At 71.9% G+C, this 24644-nt stretch carries 20 protein-coding genes and 2 pseudogenes; 6 read left to right on the top strand and 16 right to left on the bottom strand.

The features are described 5' to 3' along the window. The first annotated feature begins 153 nt into the window (after window positions 1-153). Entirely contained in the window at window positions 154-2205 is a 2052-nt protein-coding gene (locus ACIOHP_RS42390; protein WP_401895950.1) for a phosphocholine-specific phospholipase C, read from the top strand. Between the two features lie 15 nt (window positions 2206-2220). Here ACIOHP_RS42390 and ACIOHP_RS42385 read toward each other — a convergent pair whose 3' ends face one another. Together ACIOHP_RS42385 and ACIOHP_RS42380 are read right to left on the bottom strand one after the other, a co-directional pair. Further along, window positions 2221-3225 (bottom strand): hypothetical protein, encoded by a 1005-nt coding sequence (locus ACIOHP_RS42385; RefSeq protein ID WP_401895948.1) that lies wholly within the window; start codon window positions 3223-3225, stop codon window positions 2221-2223. Continuing rightward, window positions 3222-4028 carry a phosphatase PAP2 family protein gene (locus ACIOHP_RS42380; RefSeq protein WP_401895946.1) on the bottom strand — a complete coding sequence of 269 codons (807 nt, stop codon included), beginning with the start codon at window positions 4026-4028 and terminating at the stop codon, window positions 3222-3224. The genes ACIOHP_RS42385 and ACIOHP_RS42380 overlap by 4 nt, the downstream gene beginning before the upstream one ends. 225 nt (window positions 4029-4253) lie before the next feature. Between ACIOHP_RS42380 and ACIOHP_RS42375 the strand changes: the two genes are divergently transcribed. Continuing rightward, the gene (locus tag ACIOHP_RS42375; RefSeq protein ID WP_361494429.1) at window positions 4254-4868 is read left to right on the top strand and encodes a TetR/AcrR family transcriptional regulator C-terminal ligand-binding domain-containing protein; all 615 of its coding nucleotides are present in this window, start codon (window positions 4254-4256) and stop codon (window positions 4866-4868) included. A gap of 146 nt (window positions 4869-5014) precedes the next feature. On the opposite strand, the gene ACIOHP_RS42370 is transcribed toward ACIOHP_RS42375, so the two are convergent. Genes ACIOHP_RS42370 through ACIOHP_RS42360 form a run of 3 tightly spaced genes read right to left on the bottom strand, consistent with a single transcriptional unit; the run spans window position 5015 to window position 8445 of the window. Beyond that, window positions 5015-6019, bottom strand: a complete 1005-nt coding sequence (locus tag ACIOHP_RS42370; RefSeq protein ID WP_401895944.1) for a DUF2510 domain-containing protein — start codon at window positions 6017-6019, stop codon at window positions 5015-5017. Window positions 6020-6077: 58 nt separating this feature from the next. Further along, window positions 6078-7232 (bottom strand): anhydro-N-acetylmuramic acid kinase, encoded by a 1155-nt coding sequence (locus tag ACIOHP_RS42365; RefSeq protein ID WP_401895943.1) that lies wholly within the window; start codon window positions 7230-7232, stop codon window positions 6078-6080. A gap of 4 nt (window positions 7233-7236) precedes the next feature. Beyond that, window positions 7237-8445 carry an MFS transporter gene (locus tag ACIOHP_RS42360; protein WP_401895941.1) on the bottom strand — a complete coding sequence of 403 codons (1209 nt, stop codon included), beginning with the start codon at window positions 8443-8445 and terminating at the stop codon, window positions 7237-7239. A 245-nt stretch (window positions 8446-8690) separates the two neighbouring features. Between ACIOHP_RS42360 and ACIOHP_RS42355 the strand changes: the two are divergent. Then, window positions 8691-11374, top strand: a pseudogene (locus ACIOHP_RS42355) (ATP-binding protein). A 79-nt stretch (window positions 11375-11453) separates the two neighbouring features. Here the strand turns inward: ACIOHP_RS42355 and ACIOHP_RS42350 are convergent. From ACIOHP_RS42350 to ACIOHP_RS42315, 8 genes are all read right to left on the bottom strand, one after another. Then, window positions 11454-12245: an SDR family NAD(P)-dependent oxidoreductase gene (locus tag ACIOHP_RS42350; protein WP_401895939.1), complete on the bottom strand. Its 792-nt coding sequence runs from the start codon at window positions 12243-12245 to the stop codon at window positions 11454-11456. A gap of 64 nt (window positions 12246-12309) precedes the next feature. Continuing rightward, the gene (gene pcaD / locus ACIOHP_RS42345; RefSeq protein WP_401895937.1) at window positions 12310-13428 is read right to left on the bottom strand and encodes a 3-oxoadipate enol-lactonase; all 1119 of its coding nucleotides are present in this window, start codon (window positions 13426-13428) and stop codon (window positions 12310-12312) included. After that, window positions 13425-14756: a 3-carboxy-cis,cis-muconate cycloisomerase gene (gene pcaB / locus ACIOHP_RS42340; protein ID WP_401895935.1), complete on the bottom strand. Its 1332-nt coding sequence runs from the start codon at window positions 14754-14756 to the stop codon at window positions 13425-13427. Before pcaB ends, pcaD begins: the two co-directional genes overlap by 4 nt. Beyond that, on the bottom strand, window positions 14753-15358 hold the full coding sequence (gene pcaG, locus ACIOHP_RS42335; RefSeq protein WP_401895934.1) for a protocatechuate 3,4-dioxygenase subunit alpha: 606 nt from the start codon (window positions 15356-15358) through the stop codon (window positions 14753-14755). The genes pcaB and pcaG overlap by 4 nt, the downstream gene beginning before the upstream one ends. Before the next feature lie 6 nt (window positions 15359-15364). Beyond that, a complete protein-coding gene (gene pcaH, locus ACIOHP_RS42330) occupies window positions 15365-16138 on the bottom strand; it encodes a protocatechuate 3,4-dioxygenase subunit beta (protein WP_401895932.1) in 774 nt (257 codons plus the stop codon). 106 nt (window positions 16139-16244) lie between these two features. Beyond that, on the bottom strand, window positions 16245-17447 hold the full coding sequence (locus ACIOHP_RS42325) for a thiolase family protein (protein ID WP_401895930.1): 1203 nt from the start codon (window positions 17445-17447) through the stop codon (window positions 16245-16247). Beyond that, the gene (locus tag ACIOHP_RS42320) at window positions 17444-18088 is read right to left on the bottom strand and encodes a CoA transferase subunit B (protein WP_401895929.1); all 645 of its coding nucleotides are present in this window, start codon (window positions 18086-18088) and stop codon (window positions 17444-17446) included. Before ACIOHP_RS42320 ends, ACIOHP_RS42325 begins: the two co-directional genes overlap by 4 nt. Next, the gene (locus ACIOHP_RS42315; RefSeq protein ID WP_361494460.1) at window positions 18088-18843 is read right to left on the bottom strand and encodes a CoA transferase subunit A; all 756 of its coding nucleotides are present in this window, start codon (window positions 18841-18843) and stop codon (window positions 18088-18090) included. The genes ACIOHP_RS42320 and ACIOHP_RS42315 overlap by 1 nt, the downstream gene beginning before the upstream one ends. Window positions 18844-19037: 194 nt before the next feature. Between ACIOHP_RS42315 and ACIOHP_RS42310 the strand changes: the two genes are divergently transcribed. Beyond that, the gene (locus ACIOHP_RS42310) at window positions 19038-19502 is read left to right on the top strand and encodes a MarR family winged helix-turn-helix transcriptional regulator (protein ID WP_266885666.1); all 465 of its coding nucleotides are present in this window, start codon (window positions 19038-19040) and stop codon (window positions 19500-19502) included. Here the strand turns inward: ACIOHP_RS42310 and ACIOHP_RS42305 are convergent. After that, window positions 19499-20512 carry a DUF3048 domain-containing protein gene (locus ACIOHP_RS42305; protein WP_401895925.1) on the bottom strand — a complete coding sequence of 338 codons (1014 nt, stop codon included), beginning with the start codon at window positions 20510-20512 and terminating at the stop codon, window positions 19499-19501. The two genes, ACIOHP_RS42310 and ACIOHP_RS42305, sit on opposite strands and share 4 nt — an antisense overlap. Window positions 20513-20711: 199 nt before the next feature. Here ACIOHP_RS42305 and ACIOHP_RS42300 point away from each other — a divergent pair, with 199 nt between their 5' ends. Continuing rightward, a complete protein-coding gene (locus tag ACIOHP_RS42300; RefSeq protein ID WP_401895924.1) occupies window positions 20712-21902 on the top strand; it encodes a zinc-dependent alcohol dehydrogenase in 1191 nt (396 codons plus the stop codon). A gap of 12 nt (window positions 21903-21914) precedes the next feature. Here ACIOHP_RS42300 and ACIOHP_RS42295 read toward each other — a convergent pair whose 3' ends face one another. Beyond that, window positions 21915-22976, bottom strand: coding sequence for an ATP-dependent DNA ligase (locus tag ACIOHP_RS42295; protein WP_401895922.1), 1062 nt, complete (start codon window positions 22974-22976; stop codon window positions 21915-21917). Window positions 22977-23051: 75 nt separating this feature from the next. Between ACIOHP_RS42295 and ligD the strand changes: the two genes are divergently transcribed. Next, window positions 23052-24068, top strand: coding sequence for a non-homologous end-joining DNA ligase (gene ligD, locus ACIOHP_RS42290; RefSeq protein WP_361543398.1), 1017 nt, complete (start codon window positions 23052-23054; stop codon window positions 24066-24068). A 7-nt stretch (window positions 24069-24075) separates the two neighbouring features. On the opposite strand, the pseudogene ACIOHP_RS42285 reads toward ligD, so the two are convergent. Beyond that, window positions 24076-24555 (bottom strand): annotated as a pseudogene (locus tag ACIOHP_RS42285) (methyltransferase); the annotation flags it as partial. Window positions 24556-24644: the final 89 nt, after the last annotated feature.

The raw sequence follows: 24644 nt of genomic DNA, 5'->3' as shown, positions 1-24644 counted from the left end.
GGCCCCGGCCCGGCACCCCTCCCGTACCGCTGACTTTCACACGAGCGCCACCGCACCCTTCCCTGACGTTTGGTGCTCTTGGAACACTCGCACCGCGCGCATTCCGTCATGTTCCGGCCATCCGCACCCCTGGATGAGAGGCAGTACCCACCCATGCCCGAAGTCAACCGGCGCAGATTCCTTCAACTCGCGGGCGCCACCTCGGCGTTCACCGCGCTGTCGAGCAGCATCCAGCGCGCCGCCGCGCTCCCGGCGAACCATCGCACGGGGTCGATCGAGGACGTGGAGCACATCGTCGTCCTGATGCAGGAGAACCGCTCCTTCGATCACTACTTCGGCGCGTTGCGGGGCGTTCGCGGCTTCGGCGACCCGCGCCCGGTGCGGCACGAGAACGGCAGGTCCATCTGGCACCAGTCCGACGGCACCAAGGACGTCCTGCCCTTCCACCCGGAAGCCGACGACCTGGGCATGCAGTTCCTGGAGGGTCTGCCGCACGGCTGGACCGACGGCCAGCAGGCCTACAACGGGGGCAAGTACGACAAGTGGGTGCCGGCGAAGGGCACCACCACGATGGCGTACCTGACCCGTGAGGACATCCCCTTCCACTACGCGCTCGCCGACGCCTTCACCGTCTGCGACGCCTACCACTGCTCGTTCATCGGCTCGACCGACCCGAACCGCTACTACATGTGGACGGGTTACACCGGCAACGACGGCACCGGCGGCGGCCCGGTCATGGGCAACGACGAGGTCGGCTACGGCTGGACGACCTACCCCGAGCGCCTGGAGCAGGCCGGCGTCTCGTGGAAGATCTACCAGGACATCGGCGACGGCCTGGACGCGGCGGGCTCCTGGGGCTGGATCGCGGACGCCTACCGGGGCAACTACGGCGACAACTCGCTGCTCTACTTCAACAAGTACCGCAACGCCCAGCCCGGCGACCCCTGGTACGACAAGGCCCGTACCGGCACCGACGTCAAGAACGGCGACGGCTACTTCGACCGGCTGAAGGCCGACGTCAAGGCCGGCACGCTGCCCCAGATCTCCTGGATCGCCGCCCCCGAGGCGTTCTCCGAGCACTCCAACTGGCCCTCCAACTACGGTGCCTGGTACATCGCGCAGGTCCTCGACGCCCTCACCTCCAACCCGGAGGTCTGGTCGAAGACGGCCCTGTTCATCACCTTCGACGAGAACGACGGCTTCTTCGACCACGTGGTGCCGCCGCTCCCGCCGAAGTCCCCGGCGCAGGGCAAGTCGACCGTCGACGTCTCACTCGACCTCTACCCCGGCGACGGCAACCGCCCGGCGGGCCCCTACGGCCTCGGCCCCCGGGTACCGATGCTGGTCGTCTCGCCGTGGAGCAAGGGCGGCTACGTCAACTCCGAGACCCTGGACCACACCTCGATCCTGCGGTTCATGGAGCGCCGCTTCGGCGTCAGGGAGACGAACATCTCGCCCTGGCGCCGGGCCATCTGCGGCGACCTGACCTCGGCCTTCGACTTCTCCCGCAAGGACAGCCGCCCGGCCGCGCTGCCGGAGACCGACGAGTACGAGCCGCAGGACCGTGAGCGGCACCCCGACTACCGGCCGACGCCGCCGGCCGACCCGGACATGCCCAAGCAGGAACGCGGTCTGCGTCCGTCCCGCCCCCTCAAGTACGCCCCGCACGTGGACGCTTCCGTCGACGCGGCGGCCGGCAAGGTCACGCTGACGTTCGCCTCCGGCGCCAAGGCCGGTGCCGCCTTCCACGTCACCTCCGGCAACCGCACCGACGGCCCGTGGACCTACACCACGGAGGCCGGCAAGACGATCGCGGACACCTGGAACTCGGCGTACTCCGCCGGGTCGTACGACCTGACCGTGCACGGCCCGAACGGCTTCGTGCGCTCCTTCAAGGGTGCGAACAAGGCGGCCGGACCCGAGATCACCGCACGGCACTCCGGTGACGATGTCGAGCTGACCTTCACCAACAAGGGCACCGGGACGGCCCGGCTCAAGGTCATCAGCGGCTACGGCGGTCGCGCCCGCACCCTCACCGTGCGGCCCGGCAGCACCGTCAGGCACTGCGTGGACCTCGCGGCGAGCCGGCGCTGGTACGACCTGACTGTCACGTCCGACACCGACCCGGCGTTCCTGCGGAGGTTCGCCGGGCACGTCGAGAACGGGCGGCCCGGGGTGAGCGACCCGGCGATCATCACCGCGTAGCCGGAGCCGCCCGGGTCAGAGCGAGGTGAGGTGCCCCGGGTCGGGCTGCCGGGGCATCAGCACCGACTCGGGCGGCACCTTCGCGGCTTCCAGTGCCAGGACGGCCGCGACGGGGTGCTCGGCATCGGAGACCGTGATGCCGTCGTCGAGCGGCTGATCCGCCGCGACCACGTCGTCGTAGGCCTGATCCACCGCCACCACGTCCGGCGTCACCCGGCTCAGCAGCACCACACCCCATGCCGAGAGTCCCGCCCCGGCCAGTGCGAGGAGGATGCCCGTCGCGCCGCCCTGGAGGCGTTCGCCCAGCAGTGACAGTCCGATGACGGCGGCCGCCACCGGATTGGCCAGGGTCACCACCGCCAGCGGAGCGCCGAGGCCGCCCCGGTAGGCGACCTGGGACAGCAGCAGACCGCCGGCCGCGAACGCCGCGACGAGCAGCGCGACGCCGATGACCTGCACGCTGAGCACGGAGTCCGAGCGGTCGGTCGCGGCCACCGTCACGGTCTGGGTGAGCGCCGAGGCGACCCCGGAGGCGAAGCCCGACGCGGACGCGTGGCGCAGGCCGGGACGGGTGCCCCGGCGCGCCAGCAGGCCGATCACCGCGGCCGTCACACCGGCGACCGCCAGCGCCTCCGGCATGCTGAGCACGTCGTCGGGCGCCGGACCGGACGCCGTGACGAGGATCGCGGCCAGCCCGATCAGGGTGTACGCCGTCCCCCGCCACTCCGTCGCGCCGACCCGGCGCCCGGCGACCCGCGCGCCCATGGGCACCGCGGCGACCAGGGTGAGCGCGCCGAGCGGCTGGACCACGGTCAGCGGGCCGTACTTCAGGGCCACCACGTGCAGCAGCGCGGCGGAGGCGTTGAGGGCGACGGACCACCACCAGGCGCCGGAGCCGAGCAGCCGCAGCATCCCCGAGCCGGGGTTGCGGGAGGCCAGCCGCTCCTGGGCGACGGCAGCGCCCGCGTAGGCGACGGCCGAGAACAGGGACAGGACGACGGCGAGGGCGGTGGCGCTCATCGGCCGGCTCCGACCAGGACGTTCTCCTCGACCGGTGCCGAAGTCTCCTGGCTTTCCCGGGGCTGCCCTGCGGTCGGCGCCGAGGGCCGGGGCAGGCGGATCACCGCGAGCGCGATGCCGAGCATGGCCGCCGCCACGATCGCGTCGAGCCAGTAGTGGTTCGCGGTCCCGACGATCACGGTCAGTGTCAGCAGCGGATGCAGCAGCCAGAGCCAGCGCAGGCGCGACCGGGTCGCCACGATCAGTCCGATCGCCACCATCAGGGCCCAGCCGAAGTGCAGCGACGGCATCGCCGCGAACTGGTTCGACAGGTGGTCGGTCTGCGGCGGGCCGTACACCGACGGTCCGTAGATGCGCGCGGTGTCCACCAGGCCCGTCGCGGCGAGCATGCGCGGCGGGGCGAGCGGGAAGACGAGGTGCACCACGAGTGCGGCACCGGTGACGGCGGCCAGTACCCGGCGGGCCCAGACGTAGTGCGCGGGCCGGCGCAGATAGAGCCAGACCAGGAAGGCCGCGGTGGCCGGGAAATGGATCGTGGCGTAGTAGGTGTTGGCGATGTGCACGAGAGAGTCGCCGTGCAGCAGCAGATTCTGTACGTCGCCCTCGCCGGGCAGGTGGACGGCTCGTTCCAGGTCCCACACGCGGTGGGCGTTGCGGAACGCTTCGCCGGTGTGTCCGGTCGCCAGCTGACGGCCGAACTTGTAGACGAGGAAGAGTCCTGCGACAAGCAGGAGCTCACGGACGAGTGGCGGCCGCGTTATGGCGCGGGTCTCCGCTTCTGCAGGCTCGGTGCGGGCATTCATCCCCCGGCCCCTTCGCTGACGGTGGTGCGGGCTGAGCTGGAGACTCGTCTGGTGCGGCGAACTCATCGGCGCTCATCGATACGGGTGCGTACCGATACGCCAGTGTACCGATACGGTCGTGTACCGGTACACTCACGTATCGATAGACGTACGCCACACTGGAAGCAGCCCCGCACCACCTTGTATGAAGTCGCTCAAGCCCCACTCGAACGAGGAGAAGAGCCGATGACGTCGCAGGCCGCGGACGGACCGGAGACGGTCGCCGCCTCGCGCCGCTCCAAGATCACGCCCGAGCGTGAGCAGGAGTTCTACGACGCCGTGCTCGAACAGGTCCGCGAATGCGGCTATGAGGCCGTGACCATGGAGGGTGTCGCCGCCAGCACCCGCTGCAGCAAGTCCACGCTCTACCGGCAGTGGAAGACCAAGCCGCAGTTCGTGGTGGCCGCGCTGCGGTCCCGGCGCCAGTCGAAGTTCGCCGGCATCGATACAGGATCGCTCGCGGACGACTTGCGGGAGGTGGCGCGGGCCGCGGGCCGCTGGTCGAATAGCGACACCAAGCTGCTCCAGGCCCTCGGGCACGCCGTCACGCAGGACCCGGAGCTGGCGAAGGCACTGCGGGAGGCGCTCGTCGACCCGGAGATCGCGTCGCTGAAGGAGATCCTCCAGCGCGGGGTCGACCGAGGTGAGGTCGCCGCCGGGCATCCGGCGCTGGAGTACATCCCGGCCCAGATGTTCGGCGTGATCCGGGCGCGGCCCATCGTGGACGGGGAGTACGCCGATCCGCAGTACCTGGTCTGCTTCGTGGAGGCCGCGGTGCTGCCCGCACTGGGGCTCACATAAGACCCAGGCCGCCGTCCACGGGATGACTGGACGGTGACCTGCTCGCGCCGCACCGTGGGGACGGGGGCGGCGCGCACCCCCCGGCCGGGTGGGGTTCCTCTTGAGCGGAGAGGCGCCCCACCCGGCCGACGGGTTTCCCCGGGCTGTCAGACGTCCTGGCCGCTGCCGCCGCCCGTGGACACCTTGATCCCCTTGGTGATCTCGTCGATGACGGACTGCTTCTCGCCGACGTCGACGCCGAAGCGCACGACGACGATCTGCCGCGCGTTCGCGGGGGAGGGGAAGGCCAGCGACTCGACGTAGCCGTCGGCGCCCTTGCTGGTGACCGCCTTCCAGCGGACCAGGTAGCCCTTCTGCCCGGCGACGGTCACGGCCTTGGAGGCCAGCACGTCGTGCGACGTGATCGCACCGTAGGTCTTGCCGCCGTAGGACTGCTCGGCGTTCGCCTCGATGTCCGCCTTGGCGACCTGCTCGGCCGTCGAGCCGGCGGTGCCCAGCAGGGTCGCGGGAGCCGAGTACGCACCGCCCTTCGTGCAGTTCTGGGAGGTGTCGCCGGGGCACTGGTACGAGTCGTTCGACGTGACCGACGCGCCGGCCTGGATCTGCTGGCCGTACCAGCCGTCCGGGATCGGGATGCTGATCCCGCTGATCGCGTCGGTCACCGAACCGCTCTCGATCTTCGGCGCCTCGGACTGCTCGGGCGAGGGCGAGGCCCCGCCGGAACCGCCGGAGCCACCCGGACCGCCGTTCCCGCCCGGCCCGCCCTGGCCGCCCGTGGAACCGTCCTGGCCCCCGGCACCGCCCTGCCCGCCGCCCGGCCCCTGCTGCGAGGCGCTGCCGCCGTCCGAGTCGTTGCCGGCCAGCGCCCACACGCCCACACCGATGCTGGCGAGGACCGCGACCGCCACCGCCACGGCTATGCCGGTGCGCAGCCCGCGCCGTCCGCCGGCCGGTGGCTGACCCGGATAGGCCGGATACGTGGGATACGCCCCGTCGGCGGGCGCCTGCGCCGGGGGACCCCAGAGGGCGGCCGACCCCGCGGGGCGGGTCTGGTCCGTCCATGCCCTGCCGTCCCACCAGCGCTCGGTGGCGGGACCGTCACTTGTCTGTCCGGGATCGGGGTACCACCCGGGAGGAGTCACCTGCGTCATGCCCCCACCGTATGAGGCGTCGGTGAAAGGCGGATGAGAGGGGCGGACCGAATTCCGGTCACTCCAGTACGAGTCGTACAGGTTTCTCTCGCGCGGGCGGCGGCAGACGCAGTCCGTCCCGGCCGGGAGTCACCGATCCGAGGACGCGCGCGTGCCGGGCGCCGGTGCTCGCGGGCACGGTGCCGGGCAGTCCGTGGACGGTCAGGAATCCCAGGACGGCGAAGGCGTACGCCTCCTTCGCGTCCGAGGGCAGCCCCAGCTCGTCGGAGGTGCGCAGCGCGATGCCCGGCACGGACTCGGCCAGCATGCCCATCAACGTCGGATTGCGGGTCCCGCCGCCGGAGGCGATCACCTCCGTCGCGTGCACCGCCCGGACCGCGTCGGCCACCGTCCGGGCGGTGAGCGCGGTCAGCGTGGCGACGACGTCCTCGGCCGACAGCGTCCCGAACCCCGCGAGGGCCTCCTGGAGGTGCCCTAGGTGGAACAGCTCCTTGCCGGTCGTCTTGGGCGGCGCCAGCGCGTAGTACGGCTCCGCGAGCAGCCGCTCCAGCAGCGTCCCGTGCACTGTCCCGTGTGCGGCCAGCGCCCCGTCGGCGTCGTAGGCCAGGCGCCCGCCGCTGAACCCCCGGGCCGCCGCGTCGATCAGCGCGCACCCGGGGCCGGTGTCGAAAGCGGTCCCGTCGGGTGCGGTGAGGTTGGCGATGCCGCCCAGGTTGAGCGCGACCGGCGTGCCCGGGCGGCCCCGCAGCCACAGCAGGTCGACCAGGCTGACCAGCGGGGCGCCCTGACCGCCGGCGGCGATGTCGCGGGGCCGGAAGTCGGCGACCACGGGCAGTCCGGTCGCCTCGGCGATCCAGGCGGGCTGTCCGATCTGCAACGTGCCGTGCACCCGGCCACCGACGGCCCAGTGATACACCGTCTGCCCGTGCGAGGCGATCAACTCGGCACGCCCGTCGCACAGTTCACGATCGGCCCGGACGGCCGCCGCCGCGAACGCCTGTCCGATCAGGGTGTCCAGTCGGCACACCTCGGCCATCGACGCCGTCCCCGGCGGAAGAGCCGCGGCGAGCGCCTCGCGCAGTGGGTCGTCGTACGGCGCGCTCACCTTTCCCAGCGGTCTCAGGACCAGGCTGTCCCCGACGAGGTCCAGCTCGGCCGCCGCCGCGTCGATGGCGTCGTACGACGTCCCGGACATCAGACCGATCACCCGCATGCGCTCAACCCGCCTTCCGTCCGGGAGACTTGACCAGCGCCAGCACACTCACCGCACAGGTCGCCGCCGCGTAGTACCCCGGGATGTCCACGTTCCCGGTCCGCTCCACCGTCTTGGTGATGATGAGCCCCGCGCAACCCGAGAAGACCGCATTGGACAGGGCGTAGGCGAGTCCCAGACCCGTGTAGCGCACGGTGGTCGGGAACAGCTCCGCCAGCATCGCCGGCCCCGGCCCCGCCATCAGCCCCACCACGGCACCCGCGCCGCACACCGCCGCGCCCTTCACGGCGTTCGAAGTCCCGCTGTCCTGGAGGAGGTTGAGCAGCGGCACCGCCAGGACCGTCACGAGCACCGCCCCCGTCAGCATCACCGGGCGTCGTCCCACCCGGTCGCTCAGCAGCCCGGCCGGGACGATCGTCGCCGCGAAGCCCAGGTTGGCCAGCACGGTGGCGACCAGCGCCTGCCGGAAACTCGCGTTCAGGGTGCTTTGCAGATACGAGGGGAGCACGACGAGGAAGGTGTAACCGGCCGCCGCCCACCCCATGATCCGTCCGGCGCCCAGCGCGATGGCACCCACCACCTGGCGCGCGGGCGGCCGTTCGACGTCGTGCTCCTCCCGGAACGCGGGCGTCTCGTCCAGCCGCAACCTCAGCCACAGCGCCGTGAGCCCCATCGGCAGCGTCAGCAGGAACGGCAGCCGCCAGCCCCAGTCGCCCAGTTGCCGCTCCGTGAGCACGGTGGCGAGCAGCGCCGCCACCCCCGCACCGCCCAGCAGACCCAGCGCCACCGTGAACGACTGCCACGACCCGTACAGCCCCCGCCGCCCCGGCGGCGCGAACTCGGTCATCACCGACACCGCCCCGCCGAACTCCCCGCCCGCGGACAGCCCCTGAAGCACCCTCAGAAACGTGAGCAGCCAGGGTGCCAGCGCGCCGACCTGGGCGTACGTCGGCAGCACGCCGATCAGTGTCGTCGCGCCGGTCATCAGCACGATCACCAGGATCAGCACCGGACGCCGCCCGACGCGGTCCCCGAGCCGGCCGAACAGGGCCGCGCCGACGGGCCGGAAGAAGAACGCCAGGGCGAACGACGCGTACGTCTTCACCAGCGCCTCGGCCTCGCTGCCGCCCTCCGGGGTGAAGAAGCGGGCCGCGATGATCGTGGCGAAGTAGCCGTAGACGCCGAACTCGTACCACTCGATGAAGTTGCCCACCGACCCCGCGACCAGCGCACGGCGCGAGCGACCTGCCTTCCGATCCTGGAAAATGGGCTCCTCCTCCGGTTTTTGACCGTCCGTCAAACAGCAAGGGGCGGCCGGTCACAGGCCTGGTGCGTCGACTGTCCGACACCGCTGTCACCCGTCGGGGCAACAGCTGCCCGGACCGCCCTCCACTCAGCCAATAGGACGGCTACGCTCGAGGTCTGTACGTCGTTCGGGCGACTTGGGGAGGTAATGGGATGACGGAGGAAGGGCCCACGCCGGCCGCCTCGGCTTCCCTCTGGGAGCGCGACGAGGAGGTCGCCGCCGTGGAGCGGGCGATCGACATCCTTCGCGCGGACCGGTCCTCCTCGGGCAGCCTCCTGGTGTTCCGGGGCGAGGCGGGACTCGGCAAGACCGCACTGCTCACCGAGACGCGCCGGGTCGCCGAGGCACGCGGCTGCACCGTCTGGTCCGCCCGCGGCGGCGAGACCCTCAGGTCCGTCCCCTTCAACGTCGTACGCCAACTGCTCCAGCCCGCGCTGGTCTCCCTGATGCCGGAGGAGGCACGCGAGTACCTCGGCGACTGGTACGACATCGCGGGGCCCGCCCTCGGCGTGACGGACCCCGGCGAGCGCCAGGCCGACCCGCAGGGCGTGTGCGACGGTCTGGTCGCCGCGGTGCGCCGGCTCGCCCGCCGCGACTGGCCGCTCGTCCTCGTGATCGACGACGCGCACTGGGCCGACCAGGAGACCCTGCGCTGGCTCGCCGCGTTCGCCGAGCGCCTCGACGACCTCTCCGTCCTGCTCGTGGTGGCCCGCCGCCCCGGGGACGTCACCGGCGAGAGCGCCCGTCACCTCGACGCCGTCGCGGCCGCCGCGGGCGGCCCGGTCGCCACGCTCAGCGCCCTCACCCCGGACGCCACCGCGGGCCTCACCCGCGCCACCCTCGGCGCGCACGCCGACGCCCCGTTCTGCCGCGAGGTCTGGGCCGTCACCGGCGGCAACCCCTACGAGACCGTCGAACTCCTCGCCAAGGTCCAGGACAGCGAACTCGAACCCGTCGAGGCCCAGGCCTGCGAACTGCGCGCCCTGAACCGCTCCGCGCGCGGCGGCGGCCTCGTCGCCCGCCTGGAGGGACTCGGCATCGAGGCCACCCGGTTCGCCTGGGCGGCGGCCATCCTCGGCACCGGCATCTCCGTCGACCTCGTCGCCAAGCTCGCCACCATGGGCCGCGCCGACGCCGTGCGCTGCGCCGAACTCCTGCGCAACGCCCGCATCCTCACCGAACCCGACCCGGCCGTCGTACCGGCCGACGACGGCGACCTGGAGTTCGTCCACCCGCTCATCGCCACCGCCGTCTACAACTCCATCCCCGACGCCCTGCGCACCGCCATGCACGGCATCGCCGCCCAGGTCGTCGCCGACTCCGGGCTCGGCGCCGCCATGGCCTCCCGCCACCTGCTCCAGGTGCACCCGGACGACGACGAGGAACTCGTCGAGCAGCTGCGCGAGGCCGCCCGCGAACACGTCGCCGTCGGCGCACCCGACGCGGCCCGCCGCTGTCTGGAGCGTGCACTGCGGGAACCACCCCGCCCGGAGACCCACGCGCGCGTGCTCTACGAACTCGGCTGCGCCACCCTGCTGACCGCGCCCGCCGTCACCGTCGACCACCTCCAGTCAGCGCTCGCCATGCCCGGCCTGGACGGCGTCGAACGCGTGGACGCCGTCTTCCGCCTCTCCCAGGCCCTGCTCCACAACGACCAGCTGGAGGACGCCGTCCGCACGGTCGAGGCGGAGCCGCCCGGCTCGGCCCCGGGCCCGCACAACTGCGGCTGCGGGCCGTCCAGTACATGTGGGAGGGCATCCACGCGGGCGAGACCAGCTCGCCGGGGCGCTCCGAGCGGCTCGCCGAACTCGCCGCGACCTGCACCGGGCGCGACAACTCCGAGCGCGCCCTGCTCATCCTGCGCGGCTTCGACGCCATGACCCACGGCGAGAACGCGGAGATCGTCGTCGAGCTCAGCGACCGCGCCCTCGTCAACGGCCGCCTGGCACCCGGACTCGGCTGGACCGACACCGAGTGGGGCCTCGAGATCCTCATGATGCTCGCCAGCTCCTACACCTACACCGACCGGCTCGACCGCGCCGAGAGCATGTTCACCGAGGCCCTGCGCACCTACGAGTCGGCCGGCTGGAGCGGCGGCCACCTCGCCCTGGCGCACGCCTTCCTCGGCTTCGCACACCGCCGGCGCGGCCGCCTCAGGGAGGCCGAGTCCACGCTGCGCGAGTCCCTGCGCATCGCCGAGCGCGTCGGCCGGGGACTGCCCCTGTACTGGTCGGCGACGTGCAACCTCGTCGACACGCTGCTCGCCCGCGGCCACGTCGACGAGGCCTGGCAGGTTGCCGAACAGTACGGATTCGCCCCGCCCTATCCGTCCACCATCGTGCTGCCCGACCCGCAGTCCGTACGCGGCCGGCTGCTGCTCGCCGTCGGCCGCACCCAGGACGCGGTCAACGAGCTGGAGGCCGCGGAGAAGGCGGCGACCGCCCGCAGCCACCTCAACCCGGTGATGGTCCCCTGGGCGCTCGACCTCGCCCGCGCCCTCGCCACGACGGACCCGGTCCGCGCGGCCCAGCTCGCCTCCGACGCCCGGCGCCGCGCCGAGCGCTTCGGCACGGACACGGCGATCGGGGAGGCCCTGCGGTGCGCTGCCGCGCTGGAGACCGGGCAGCGGGCGGTGCGGTTGCTGTCCCAGGCGGTGACGTATCTGGAGTCCTCGCCGTGTCAGTACGAGCATGCGGCCGCGCGGGTGGAGTACGGGATCGCCGCGCGGTCAGTCGCCGAGATCAATCGCGGGCTGGCGCTTGCGCGGTCGTGCGGGGCGGACGGGCTGGTGGCGCAGGCGCGGGACGTGTTGGAGACGGGGAGAGGATTGCGCTAGAGCCCGGCAGCTGCGGTCGTCCGGCGGCTGCGGGCCCGTTGTGGCTTGTCGCGCAGTTCCCCGCGCCCCTGGAGGGGCGCTACAGCGCGAGTAGTTGGTCGGTGACCGCCGCCAGTCGCTTCTGTACGTCCCTGTCGTACGTTTCCTCGTGTGCCCGCGCCGGGCTCGTTCCGTCGAAGTAGCCGCCCGTCCCCACGTCCTGGGTGGCCAGGGCCAGGACGCCCGGCGCGCCGTCCGCCACCGTGCTCCACGGTGTGAACTCGCCCTCGCGCACCATCGCCGTGTCCATGAAGGTCGCCGGATGCAGGACGTTCACCGCGACGCCCGTACCGGCCAACTCCTCGGCCAGGGTGAACGTATGGGCCGCCAGGGCGAACTTGGCGCGTCGGTACGCCGCGAAGCCGTCGTACCCGCGCCGGAACTCGATGTCGTCGAAGTCGACGGGGTCCTGGCCGACCGAGCCCACGTTGACGATCCGGGTGGGCGCGTTCGCGCGCAGCACCGGCAGCAGGGCACGGATCAGGGCCACCGGCGCCAAGTAGTTCACGGCGAGCCGCAGTTCGTGGCCGTCGGTGCTCACCTCGCGCCCCGTGCCAGGCGCGCCCGCTCCGACGCCCGCGTTGTTGATCAGTACGTCCAGGTCGGGACGGGCGTCGGCGACCCGAGCGCCCAGCTCCCGCACCTCGGCCAGGGAGGCCAGGTCGGCCACGAACGCCTCGGCGTCGCCCTCGGTGCGCAGTTCCTCGACGAGCCGCTCGGTACGGCCCGGATCGCGGCCGTGGGCCAGGACGACATGGCCGGAGCGGACCAGCTCGAAGGCGAGGTGGCGGCCGAGTCCGGAGGTGGCGCCGGTGATCAGAATCGTGGACATGCCTCCACCGTAGGCCCGCGGCGGAGGCATGTGCGTGGTGTTGTCGAAGCTACGACCGGCAGGGTCACCCTTCTTCTTCCGCCAGCACGCGCTGCGCTGTGGCGAACGCCGAGTTGGCCGCCGGAACCCCGCAGTACACGGCCGTCTGGAGCAGTACCGCGCCGATCTCGTCCGGCGTCAGACCGTTGCGCCGGGCCGCCCGGACATGCATGGCCAGCTCGTCGTAGTGCCCGTGGGCGACCAGCGCGGTCAGGGTGATCATGCTGCGCTCGCGACGGCTGAGCGTCGGGTCGGTCCAGATCTCGCCCCACGCGTAGCGCGAGATGAAGTCCTGGAAACGCGCGGTGAACGGTGACTGCCGGGCCTGTGCCCGGTCCACGTGCGCGTCGCCGAGCACCTCGCGCCGTACCTCCATGCCCCGCTTGGCGCCACCGTCGAAGTGTGCGCGCAGAGCGGTCAGTACGGCCTCCGGGCACTGCGCGACCGCCAGGTGCGAGGCCCCGGGGATCTCGACGAGCGCGGCGCCCGGCACCGCGTCCGCGATCTCCCGCAGATGTGCCGGCGGGGTCGCCGGGTCCTCCCGGCCCGCGACGAGCAGGGTGGGTGCGGAGATCTCCGCCAGCCGCTCCCGGATGTCGAAGGCGCCGAGCGCGTCACAGCAGGCGGCGTAGGCCTCGGGGTCGGCGTCCCGGTGGTCCCGGATGAGCCGGGGCACCGTGAATCCGGGTGTGAACCAGCGGGCGTCGGCACTCTCCACGAGCCGGTCCATGCCCTCGGCGCGGACCTGCGCGGCCCGCTCCTGCCAGGACCTGGAGCCGTTGAAGTGCGACGACGAGCAGATCACGGCCAGCGACGACACCCGCTCCGGGTGGTGCACGGCCAGGTGCAGCCCGACCGCACCGCCCAGCGACACCCCCGCGTACGCGAACCGCTCGATGCCGAGCGAGTCCGCGAGCGCGAGCACCAGGTCGGCGAGGTCACCGACGGCGGCGCCGGGACCGATCAGGCCGGCCGCGCTGCCGCCGTGTCCCGGCAGATCCCAGCGGACCACCCGGTGGGTGACGGACAGCTCGGGCGCGACCCTGTCCCACAGGGCGTACGACGTCCCGAGTGACGGCCCGAGGATCAGCGGGGGAGCCGAAGCGGGCCCCTCGGCCAGGTGGTTGAGGAGTTTCTCGGTCAACGTCGCTCCAGAGCACGGTCGGTGAGGGTGGCGGCGGCCCCCGTGTAGCGGGCGGGGTCGGCGAGGCTGTCGAGGTCGACATCCTTCAACTCGGCTTCCTCCGCCAGGAGTTCGCCCAGACTGCGTTCCTCGGCATAGGTGCGCTTCGCCAGCTCGGTCAGCAGGGACTTGGCACGCGCCCGGCCCAGCACCGGCGCCAGTTCGGCGGAGAGCCGCTCGGAGACGATCAACCCATGGGTGAGGTCCAGGTGTTCACGCATCACCTCCGCGTGCACCCGCAGCCCCTCGGTGAGTTCGGCGGCGTCCCGGGCGCCGCCGCCGACCAGCCGGAGCAGGTCCCGCAGCGGTTCCCACTCCGCGTGCCAGGCCCCGGCCGGCCGCTCGTCCTCCGCGGTCAGCGACCCGTACAGCGTGGCCGCGAGCTGCGGCGCCCGCCGGGCCGCGGCCGCGATCAGCGTGGACCGTACCGGATTCGCCTTGTGCGGCATCGCCGACGAACCGCCGCCGCTGCCCTCCGACACCTCGGCGATCTCGGTACGGGCCAGCGTGAGCACATCCGTGGCGACCTTCCCCAGCGCTCCGGCCGTGAACGCCAGACATCCGGCGAGATCGGCGATCGGGGTACGCAGGGTGTGCCAGGGAAGCCCGGGCGCCTGGAGGCCGAGTTCCCGGGCGTATGCCGCCGGCAGCGCGGTCGGGTCGGCGGCGCCGTACGCGGTGAAGGCGGCCAGGGTCCCGGCCGCACCGCCGAGCTGGGCGGGCAGCGCGTTCCGTACGGCCGTGATCCGGTCCCGCGCGTCCAGTACCAGCGACCGCCAGCCGGCCGCCTTCAGCCCGAAGGTCGTCGGCACGGCGTGCTGGGTGAGTGTGCGCCCCGGCATCGGGGTGTCACGGTGCTCGGCGGCCAGCCGGGCCAGCGCCGCCTCCGTCCGTCCCAGGTCGGCACGGACCAGGTCGAGAGTGCGCACGGCCACCAGTACCGTCGCCGTGTCCATGATGTCCTGGCTCGTCGCACCCCGATGGACGTACGGCCCGTACTGCCCGCCGACCGCCTTCGTGAGGTCGGCGACGAGCGGGATCACCGGGTTGCCGCCCGTACGCGCGCGTACGGCGATGTCCCGGGCGTCGAAGTCCCCGGACCGGGCGGCCGCGGTCACCGCCGTGGCGGCCTCCTCGGGAGCCAGGCCCAGCGTCGCCTGGGCGCGGGTCAGCGCGGCCTCCGCGTCGAGCAGCGCGCGCAGATACGCGGCGTCGCTCGTCGCGGAGGCGGCGGGGGAGCCGGCCCACCCGGGAGCGAGCAGACCGGCGTCGAGTTCGGCAGAAGTCACTGGAACTCCAGGAAGACCGTCTCGCCTTCGCCCTGAAGGCGGATGTCGAAACGGTAGGTCCCCTTGCCGTCGTCCGTCGCGATGAGCGTGCCCCGGCGCGCCTCGTCCACCTGGGCGAGCAGCGGGTCGGCGGCGAGCGCCGCCTCGTCGCCCGGGAGGTAGATCCGGGTGTAGAGGTGCACGAGGAGTCCGCGCGCGAAGACGCACACGCTGAGATACGGGGCGCTCCGCCCGCGGGCGCCCGGCCGCAGCGTCCGTGCGGACCAGTGGCCGTTGGCGTCGGTCTGGACGCGCCCCCAGCCGGTGAACTCCACGCCGTTGCGGCCCAGGAAGCCGCCGCTCGCCGGGTCGCGCCGCATGGAGCCGTCGACCGTCGGGACGTTGCCGTCCGGGTCGGCGCCCCACAGCTCCACGAACGCGTCCGGCAGCGGCTTGCCCTCGCCGTCGTGGACGTATCCCTGGAGCGCGATGGTGTCGGGGTGGCCGACGGGCGCGATGTCGCCGCCGCCGGGGAAGGGGAGGGCGTGGCCGTAGAAGGGCCCGACCGTGTGCGACGGAGTGGGCAGCACCGTCTCGGGACGGCTCGTGTCGATCCTCGTCATGTCAGGTCAGCGCCCTTCTTCGATCCAGGTGGCGTTCGGGCCGTCGAGCACGACGTCCCAGTGGTAGCCCATCGAGAACTCCGGCACCGACAGGTTGTGGTCGTACGTCGCCACGAGGCGCTGCCGGGCCGCGTCGTCCGTCACCGACTGGATGATCGGGTCGTACGGGAACAGCGGGTCCGCCGGGAAGTACATCTGCGTCACGAGCCGCTGGGTGAACGCCGTGCCGAAGAACGAGAAGTGGATGTGTGCCGGGCGCCAGGCGTTGAGGTGCTGACGCCACGGGTAGGGGCCCGGCTGGATCGTCGTGAAGTGGTAGTGGCCGTCGCCGTCGGTGAGGGTGCGGCCGACGCCCGTGAAGTTCGGGTCCAGCGGGGCGTCGTGCTGCTCGCGCTGATGGGCGTACCGGCCGGCCGCGTTGGACTGCCAGATCTCGACCAACTGGCCGCGCAGTGGGCGCCCGTCGCGGTCGAGCAGCCGCCCGGAGACGGTGATCCGCTCCCCGATCGGCTCACCGTTGTGCTGCCGGGTGAGGTCGTTGTCGATCTCGGTGATGTCCCGCTCGCCGAAGGCGGGGGAGTGCAGCTCCACCAGCTCCGGGTCCTTGGACACGTCGATCGTGACCGGCGGCTGCTTGGGGTGGCGCAGGACCGAGGAGCGGTACGGCGCGTAGTCGTGGCGCGGCTGGTGCTCGACGGGGGCGCCGTCGGCGATCCGCTTCTCGTAGGCGGCGTGCTCGGCCGCGATCTCCTGGTCGATGTCGTGCTGGGTGAGTGTCATGGGAAGGTCCTGGGTTTTCCTGAAAGTCGGGGGCCGGTGTCGCGCCCCGAAGGGGCGCGGGGAACTGCGCGACCAGCCACAGCCGGCCGGCAGTCGCGATCGATGTTCAGCGCTCCAGCACGAGGGCGAGTCCTTGCCCCACGCCGATGCACAGCGTGGCGACACCGACTCCACCGCCCTGGCGGGCGAGTTGATGGGCGACAGTTCCGGCGAGGCGGGCACCCGACGCACCGAGCGGATGGCCGAGGGCGATCGCCCCGCCCTGCGGATTGAGAATCGCCGGGTCGAACTCGGGCCACTCGGCAACACATCCGAGCACCTGCGCGGCGAACGCCTCGTTCAGCTCCAGGACCGACAGATCGCCAAACCCCTTGCCCGCCTTGGCGAGTGCCCGGTTCACGGCCTCTACGGGGGCGAGTCCGAAGTAGTCCGGGTCGAGGGCGTTCACACCGGTCGCGGAGACCCGGGCCAGTGGCTCGCGCCCCGTGGCCCGCAGGCCCTCCTCGTCCACCAGCAGCAGCGCCGCCGCACCGTCGTTCAAAGGGGACGCGTTGCCCGCGGTGACCGTCCCCCCGTCGGGCCGGAAGGACGGCTTGAGCTTCGCCATCGCGGCCAGGGAGGCGTCCGCCCGTACGCACTCGTCGGCGCCGAAGACCACCGGATCGCCCTTGCGCTGCGGGATCGACACGGGCGCGAGCTCGGCGTCGAAGAGCCCGGCCTGCTGCGCCCTGGCCGCCTTCCGGTGCGAGGCCAGCGCGAACTCGTCCTGCTGCTCACGTGTGATCTTGTGCTTGTCGGCGATGAGTTCGGCCGACTCGCCCAGCGGGATCGTCCACTGCGGGTCCATCCGCGGGTTGACCATGCGCCAGCCGAGCGTGGTCGAGTACAGCTCGGTGTGCCCGGCGGGGAAGGCCCGGTCGTTCTTGGGCAGGACGTACGGCGCCCGGGTCATCGACTCCACACCACCGGCCACGGCGATGGAGGCGTCCCCGACCGCGATGGCGCGGGCCGCCTGGATCACCGCCTCCAGACCGGAGGCGCACAGCCGGTTGACGGTGACGCCGGGGACCGACGTCGGCAGGCCCGCGAGCAGGGCGCCCATGCGGGCGACGTTGCGGTTCTCCTCGCCGGCGCCGTTGGCGTTGCCGAAGTAGACGTCCTCGACGCGGGAGGGGTCCAGGCCGGGCGTACGGGCGAGGAGTTCGCGGATGGCATGGGCGGCCAGGTCGTCCGGACGCACCGAGGACAGGCCGCCGTTGTAGCGGCCGACCGGGGTGCGGACCGCGTCGACGAGGTAGACGGGCTTCACAGCAGTTCCTCCGCGACGGTCAGCTTGGCGTCGGTCTTGGCGATGATCTCGTCGGCGAGGACGCCGGGGGCGGCCTCGATCAGCACGAGCCCCTCCGGCGTCACGTCGATCACGCCGAGGTCGGTGATGGTCCGGTTCACACACGCCTTGCCGGTCAACGGCAGCGCGCACTCCTCGAGGATCTTCGCGGAGCCGTCCTTGGCGGTGTGGGTCATGACCACGATGACGGTGCGTGCGCCGTGGACGAGGTCCATCGCGCCGCCGATCCCGGTGATCATCTTGCCGGGGATGGCCCAGTTGGCGAGGTCGCCCTTGGCGGAGACCTGCATGGCGCCCAGCACGGCGACGTCGATGTGGCCGCCGCGGATCATCGAGAAGGACAGCGCCGAGTCGAAGAAGGAGGCACCGGGCAGGACCGTGACGGTCTCCTTGCCGGCGTTGATCAGGTCCGGGTCGACCTGGTCCTCGGTGGGGTAGGGGCCGGTGCCCAGGATGCCGTTCTCGGACTCCAGGATCACCTCGACACCGGACGGGAGGTAGTTGGGGATCAGCGTGGGCAGGCCGATGCCGAGGTTGACGTACTGCCCGTCCTGAAGCTCGCGCGCCGCGCGCGCGGCCATCTGCTCACGTGTCCAGGCCATCACGCACTCACCGTCCGCTGCTCGATCCGCTTGTCGGCGGCCTGCTCCGGAGTCAGGGCCACCACCCGCTGCACGAAGATTCCCGGCAGATGCACCGCGTCCGGTTCGATCTCGCCCGGCTCGACGAGTTCCTCGACCTCGGCGATCGTCACCCGCCCTGCCATCGCCGCGAGGGGGTTGAAGTTGCGCGTGGACTTGTTGAAGACGAGGTTCCCGTGCCGGTCGCCCCTGGCCGCCCGCACCAGCGCGAAGTCCGTGCGGATGCCGCGCTCCAGCACGTACTCGGTGCCGTCGAACTCCCGCACCTCCTTCGGCGGCGAGGCGAGCGCGACGCCGCCCTCACCGTCGTAGCGCCACGGCAGTCCGCCCTCGGCGACCTGGGTGCCCACCCCCGCCGGGGTGAAGAAGGCGGGGATGCCCGCGCCGCCGGCGCGCAGCCGCTCGGCGAGCGTGCCCTGCGGGATCATCTCGACCTCGAGCTCGCCGGACAGGTACTGCCGGGCGAACTCCTTGTTGGCGCCGATGTAGGAGCCGGTCACCCGTGCGATCCGGCCGGCGGCGAGCAGGACCGCGAGCCCGGACTCCATGGCCCCGCAGTTGTTGGAGACCACGCCGAGGCCGCTGACCTCACGCTCGTACAGGGCCTGGATCAGCACGTTCGGCACACCGCTGAGTCCGAAGCCGCCGACGGCGAGTGTCGCGCCGTCCGGCACATCGGCCACCGCCTCGGCGGCGGTGGCGACCACCTTGTCCATGCGTGAAGCTCCATCCCGCTGATTAATCAGGGCACTGAGTATTTCGGTGAAGTTTCCTTCACGCTGTCACCGGACGCGGGCGACGTCAAGACCTCTGAGAAGTAGGAGGTCACAAGGGCGGGCGATGTTGCAGACAGTCTGGGCCTCGCCCGGTATCGTTCAGTGCACTTACGAATCCGACCTCAGGAGCGCACATGGCCGCGGTGGATCTCACCACCCACCCCGGGCACCTGGCCCGGCGGCTCCAGCAGGCGCACTACCTGCTCTGGAACACGATGGTCTCGGAGGAGATCACCTCGCCGCAGTTCGCGGTCCTCAACGCGCTCGTCGCCGAGCCGGGCCTCGACCAGCGCACGGTGGGGGAGCGGGTGGGTCTGGACCGGTCCACCATCGCCGAGGTGATCAGCCGGCTCGGCCGCCGCGGGCTGGTCGACAAGGTGCGCGATCCGCAGGACGGCCGGCGGTTCCTGCTGCGCCTCACCGACGACGGGCTGCGCACCCACCGCAAGCTGACCGTCCGCACGGCCCGGATGAACCAGGTCTTCCTGGCCCCGCTCTCCGCCGAGGAGCAGTCCGTCTTCTTCGAACTGATCCAGCGCGTCTCGGACGCGGCCGAGGGGCTCCGCAACCCCGCGGAACCCCTCGTCGCCCAGCGCTAGGCCTTGGCGAAGAGCACCCAGACCTGACCCTTGGCGAAGTTCACCGGATCGCCGTCACCCGTCGTGAACGTCGTACCGTCCGTCGCCTTCTCGCGCTTCCAGTCGACGGTGTACGCCTTCCCGCCGCGCAGCACCTTCGCCTTCCCGGAGCCCACCGTCTCGGTGTACGGCGTGTTGTTGCCGAGGAAGTCGTAGAAGTCGGACTTGCGGATCTTCACGTACTGCACGACGACCGTCGCCGGGGCGAGCCGCTTGCCGGCGGTCGTCACGGCCGGTGTGCCGTCCATCGAGACCAGGTAGCGGTCCCGGCTCGAGGACCAGGCGAACCGGAAGGTGGCCGCCGGGTAGCGCACGGTCTCCGAGGTGTCCTTCGTCCCGCCGGACGACGGGGCGGCGCCGTAGGTGAAGCCGGTCGTCAGGGCGTCCGCGCCCGGGATGGAGGGCATCAGCCGGTCGGGGCGCAGATAGAGGTTGTGCGGGGAGGGCTTGTCGGCGCCCCGGTAGTAGGCGCCGGACGTCTTGTCGGGTGTCTGAGGGTTCAGCGGCGCCTTGTCGATCAGCGGCATCAGCTTCCCCTGGGCGCCGGAGAAGGCGAGCGTCGGGTGGTCGAACTGGCGCAGCAGCTCCAGATCGGACTCCCGGGCGCTGCGCACCGGCCCGATGACCTTGGGGAGCTTGGTCGCGTACACCGCCATCAGCCGGCTCAGTCCGCCCTCGACCTGCTCGGCGTAGATGATGTCCGCGGAATCGGTGCCCGTGTGCGGGCGGGCCGCCCGTGCGTTGTCGATCTTCACGGCGAGCGCGGACTCACCGGTCAGCCCACTCTGCGAGGGCTCCTGGCTCGGGTCGTGGTCCTGGTCCGTGTCCTGGGTCCCGTCCGTTCCTCGTCCGTCGTCGACCGGGCCGGGCTGATTGGTGCCTGTGCAGCCCGCCGCCAGGGAAATCGTCAGTGCGGCGGCCAGGAGCGCCGCCGTAGTCGTGGCGCGTCTCTTGCGCGCCCTTTGTCCCATGCCCACCGTCGCCACCCAAGTCTCGTTTCACTGATTGTGCGCTTATGTGTTCATTGGTGGCCATACCCGGTGGGATTTGATCGGCCGAGGTGAATACCTCCGAGGAGCGCGTAGCTACGCCGAGCGGCCCACAGCGCGGTTCGGCGCAGGCGCCCCGGGTACCCGGGGCGCCTGCGCAGAGCCCGAAGGGAGTGGCGTGATGAAGGCAGTGACCTGGCAGGGCAAGAGGGACGTACGGGTGGAGAACGTGCCCGATCCGGGGATCCAGGAACCCACGGACGCGGTCATCCGCGTCACCTCCACCGGGCTGTGCGGCTCGGACCTGCATCTGTACGAGGTGCTCACCCCCTTCATGACGCCGGGCGACATCCTCGGACACGAACCGATGGGCATCGTCGAGGCGGTCGGTGCGGCGGTACCGGATCTCAAGGCGGGCGACCGGGTCGTGGTGCCCTTCCAGATCGCCTGCGGCAACTGCTGGATGTGCCTCAACTCGCTGCCGACCCAGTGCGAGACCACACAGGTCACCAGCGAGGGCATGGGCGCGGCCCTGTTCGGCTACACCCGTCTCTACGGCGCGGTCCCCGGTGGCCAGGCCGAGTACCTGCGCGTCCCGCAGGCCCAGTACGGCCCCATCAAGGTGCCCGAGGGCCCGGCGGACGACCGCTTCGTCTACCTCTCCGACGTGCTGCCCACCGCCTGGCAGGCCGTCGCCTACGCGGACGTCCCCGAGGGCGGCAGCGTCGCCGTGCTCGGCCTCGGACCCATCGGCGACATGGCCTGCCGTATCGCCCAGGTGCGGGGCGCGGGACAGGTGTTCGGCGTGGACCTGGTGAGCGAGCGACTGCGCCGGGCACGCGCGCGTGGTGTGCAGACGTACGACCTGAGGAGCTTCGACAGCGAGAAGGAGCTCGTGCAGGCCATCCGTGACGAGACCGACGGCCGGGGCCCCGACGCGGTGATCGACGCCGTGGGCACCGAGGCCCACGGCAGCGCGGTCGCCCGGCTGGCCCAGCACGCCTCCGCCCTGCTGCCGCGCAGGATCAGCGGACCGTTCGCGGAACGGTTCAGCGTCGACCGGCTCGCCGCCCTGCACACGGCCATCGAGCTGGTACGCCGTGGCGGCACGATCTCCCTGTCCGGTGTTTACGGCGGCATGGCCGACCCGCTGCCCATGCTCACCATGTTCGACAAGCAGCTCCAGATCCGGATGGGCCAGGCCAACGTGCGGCGCTGGTGCGACGAGATCATCCCGTACCTGACCGACGAGGACCCGCTCGGCGTCGACGACTTCGCGACCCACCATGTGCCGCTGTCCGACGCCCCGCACGCGTACGAGATGTTCCAGAAGAAGCAGGACGGCGCGGTGAAGGTGCTGATGCGGCCCTAGGTCCCCCGCGGCTCAGCCCAGGATCTCGTTCAGGTCGTACCTGACGGGCTCCTCCAGCTGCGCGTAGGTGCAGCTCTCCGGCTCACGGTCCGGACGCCAGCGGCGGAAGCGGGCCGTGTGCCGGAACCGTACGCCGTTCTCCATGTGGTCGTACGCCACCTCGGCCACCCGCTCCGGCCGGATCGCCACCCACGACAGGTCCTTCTTGCCCGACCAGCGGCTCGGCGCCCCGGGCAGCCGGGCGCTCTCGTGGGCCGCCTCGTCCGACCAGGCCGCCCAGGGATGTCCGGTGGCGTCCTCCATGCGCAGCGGCTCCAGCTCCGCCACCAGCTCGGCCCGCCGCTTCATCGGGAAGGCCGCCGACACGCCCACGTGCTGGAGGGTGCCGGCGTCGTCGTGGAGCCCGAGCAGGAGGGAACCGACGATCGGGCCGCTCTTGTGGAAGCGGTAGCCGGCGACGACGACGTCCGCCGTCCGCTCGTGCTTGATCTTGAACATGGCGCGCTCGTCCGGGAGGTAGCGCAGGGTGAGCGGCTTGGCGATGACCCCGTCGAGGCCCGCCCCCTCGTACTGCTCGAACCACCGCTGAGCCACCTCGATGTCCGTGGTCGCCGGGGCCACGTGCACCGGGGCGGTCGCCCCGGACAGGGCCGTGGTCAGCAGCGTTCTGCGGTCGCTCTGCGGGACGTCGAGGAGTGACTCGTCCTGGAGGGCCAGCAGGTCGAAGGCCACGAAGGACGCCGGTGTCCGCTCGGCGAGCGTGCGGACCCGGGAGGCCGCCGGGTGGATGCGCTCGGTGAGCGCGTCGAAGTCCAGGCGGCCGCCGCGCGCGATCACGATCTCCCCGTCCAGCACACAGCGCTCGGGGACCCTCTCCCGGAGGGCGGCCACGAGCTCGGGGAAGTACCTGGTCAGCGACTTGCCGGTACGGCTGCCCAGCTCGACCTCGGCCCCGTCGCGGAACACGATCGCCCGGAACCCGTCCCACTTCGCCTCGTACTGCATGCCCGGCGGGATCCTGGCCACCGACTTGGCGAGCATCGGCTTCACGGGCGGCATCACCGGCAGATCCATGCTGTCGATTCTGCGCCCGTTAAGCCGCGTATGCCCGGTGTGCAAGGTTTGCGTGGTACGCCTACCGTGGCTCGCATGGGTGAAGCGGTGGAACTGGAGGTGGGCGGCCGGGCCGTCCGGCTGTCCAGTCCGGACAAGATCTTCTTCCCGGAGCGCGGGTTCACCAAGCTCGACCTGGCCCGCTACTACCAGGCGGTCGCCCCCGGCATCCTGCGCGCCCTGCGCGACCGCCCCACCACCCTGGAGCGCTATCCGGACGGCGTCACCGGCGAGTCCTTCTTCCAGAAGCGCGCGCCGAAGAACATGCCCGACTGGATCCCGACCGCCCACATCACCTTCCCCAGCGGCCGCAGCGCCGACGAGATGTGTCCCACCGAGGAGGCCGCCGTCCTGTGGGCCGCCCAGTACGGCACGCTCACCTTCCACCCCTGGCCGGTGCGGCGCGACGACGTCGACCGCCCGGACGAACTCCGCATCGACCTCGACCCGCAGCCCGGCACGGACTACGACGACGCCGTGCGCGCGGCCGGTGAACTCCGCGCCGTACTGGAGGAGTTCGGCGGACTGCGCGGCTGGCCGAAGACGTCCGGCGGACGGGGCCTGCATGTGTTCGTGCCGATCGAACCCCGCTGGACCTTCACGGAGGTCCGCAGGGCCGCGATCGCGGTGGGCCGGGAGATGGAACGGCGGATGCCGGACCAGGTGACGATCAAGTGGTGGAAGGAGGAGCGCGGCGAGCGCATCTTCATCGACTACAACCAGACCGCCAGGGACCGCACCATCGCGTCCGCCTATTCCGTACGGCCCCGCCCGCACGCCCCTGTCTCCGCACCCCTGCGCTGGGACGAGGTCGGCGAGGCGCACCCGCGGGACTTCGACCTCGCGACCATGCCCGCGCGCTTCGCCGAACTCGGCGACGTGCACGCGGACATGGACGATCACGCCTTCTCGCTCGACGCGCTGCTGGAACTGGCACGCCAGGACGAACACGACCACGGTCTGGGTGATCTGCCGTACCCGCCCGAGTATCCGAAGATGCCGGGAGAGCCCAAGCGGGTGCAGCCGAGCCGGGCCCGACACGACGAGACATGACGGTGGATCAGCCGCGGGCGGCCAGACGCCACAGCGAGGTCGTCTCCCGGCCGCGGGCCGCGTGGAGGGGATCACCGGGGTCCGCCGCGCGATGGTGACGCGGCCTGGTGTCGGTCCTCCCGCGTACCCGCAGCCCCGCGCCCTCGATCGCCGACAGCAGTTCGCCGCGTGGGCGAAGCCCCAGATGCTCGGCCAGGTCCGACAGGACCAGCCGGCCCTCGCCGCCCGGCGCGAGACGGGCGGCCAGTCCGTCCAGGAAGCCGTGGAGCATGGTGCCGCCCGGGTCGGAGACGCCCTGTTCCAGCGCGGAGGACGGCCGGGCCGGGAGCCGGGGCGGGTTGCAGACGACGAGGTCGGCGCGTCCCTCGGGGAACAGTCCCGGACCCGTCACCTCGACGCGCTCGGCAAGGCCCCGCCGTCGGGCGTTCTCACGGGCGCAGGCCAGGGCGCGCGGGCCGATGTCGGTGGCCGTGACGCGGCCGCCCCCCCCATTACCTTCTTCGTGGCCCCGCAATGGGGCGCCCGGCCTCCGGAGTTGGCATGACTTTCTCCCCCTGTCGAACGCATGGCCTGGGG

Origin of the sequence: Streptomyces sp. NPDC087859 (genome assembly GCF_044742595.1) — a bacterium.
Lineage (GTDB): Bacteria > Actinomycetota > Actinomycetes > Streptomycetales > Streptomycetaceae > Streptomyces > Streptomyces canus_F.
Note: the sequence above shows the minus strand (reverse complement) of the source record. Positions and strands in the feature narration are given on the sequence as shown.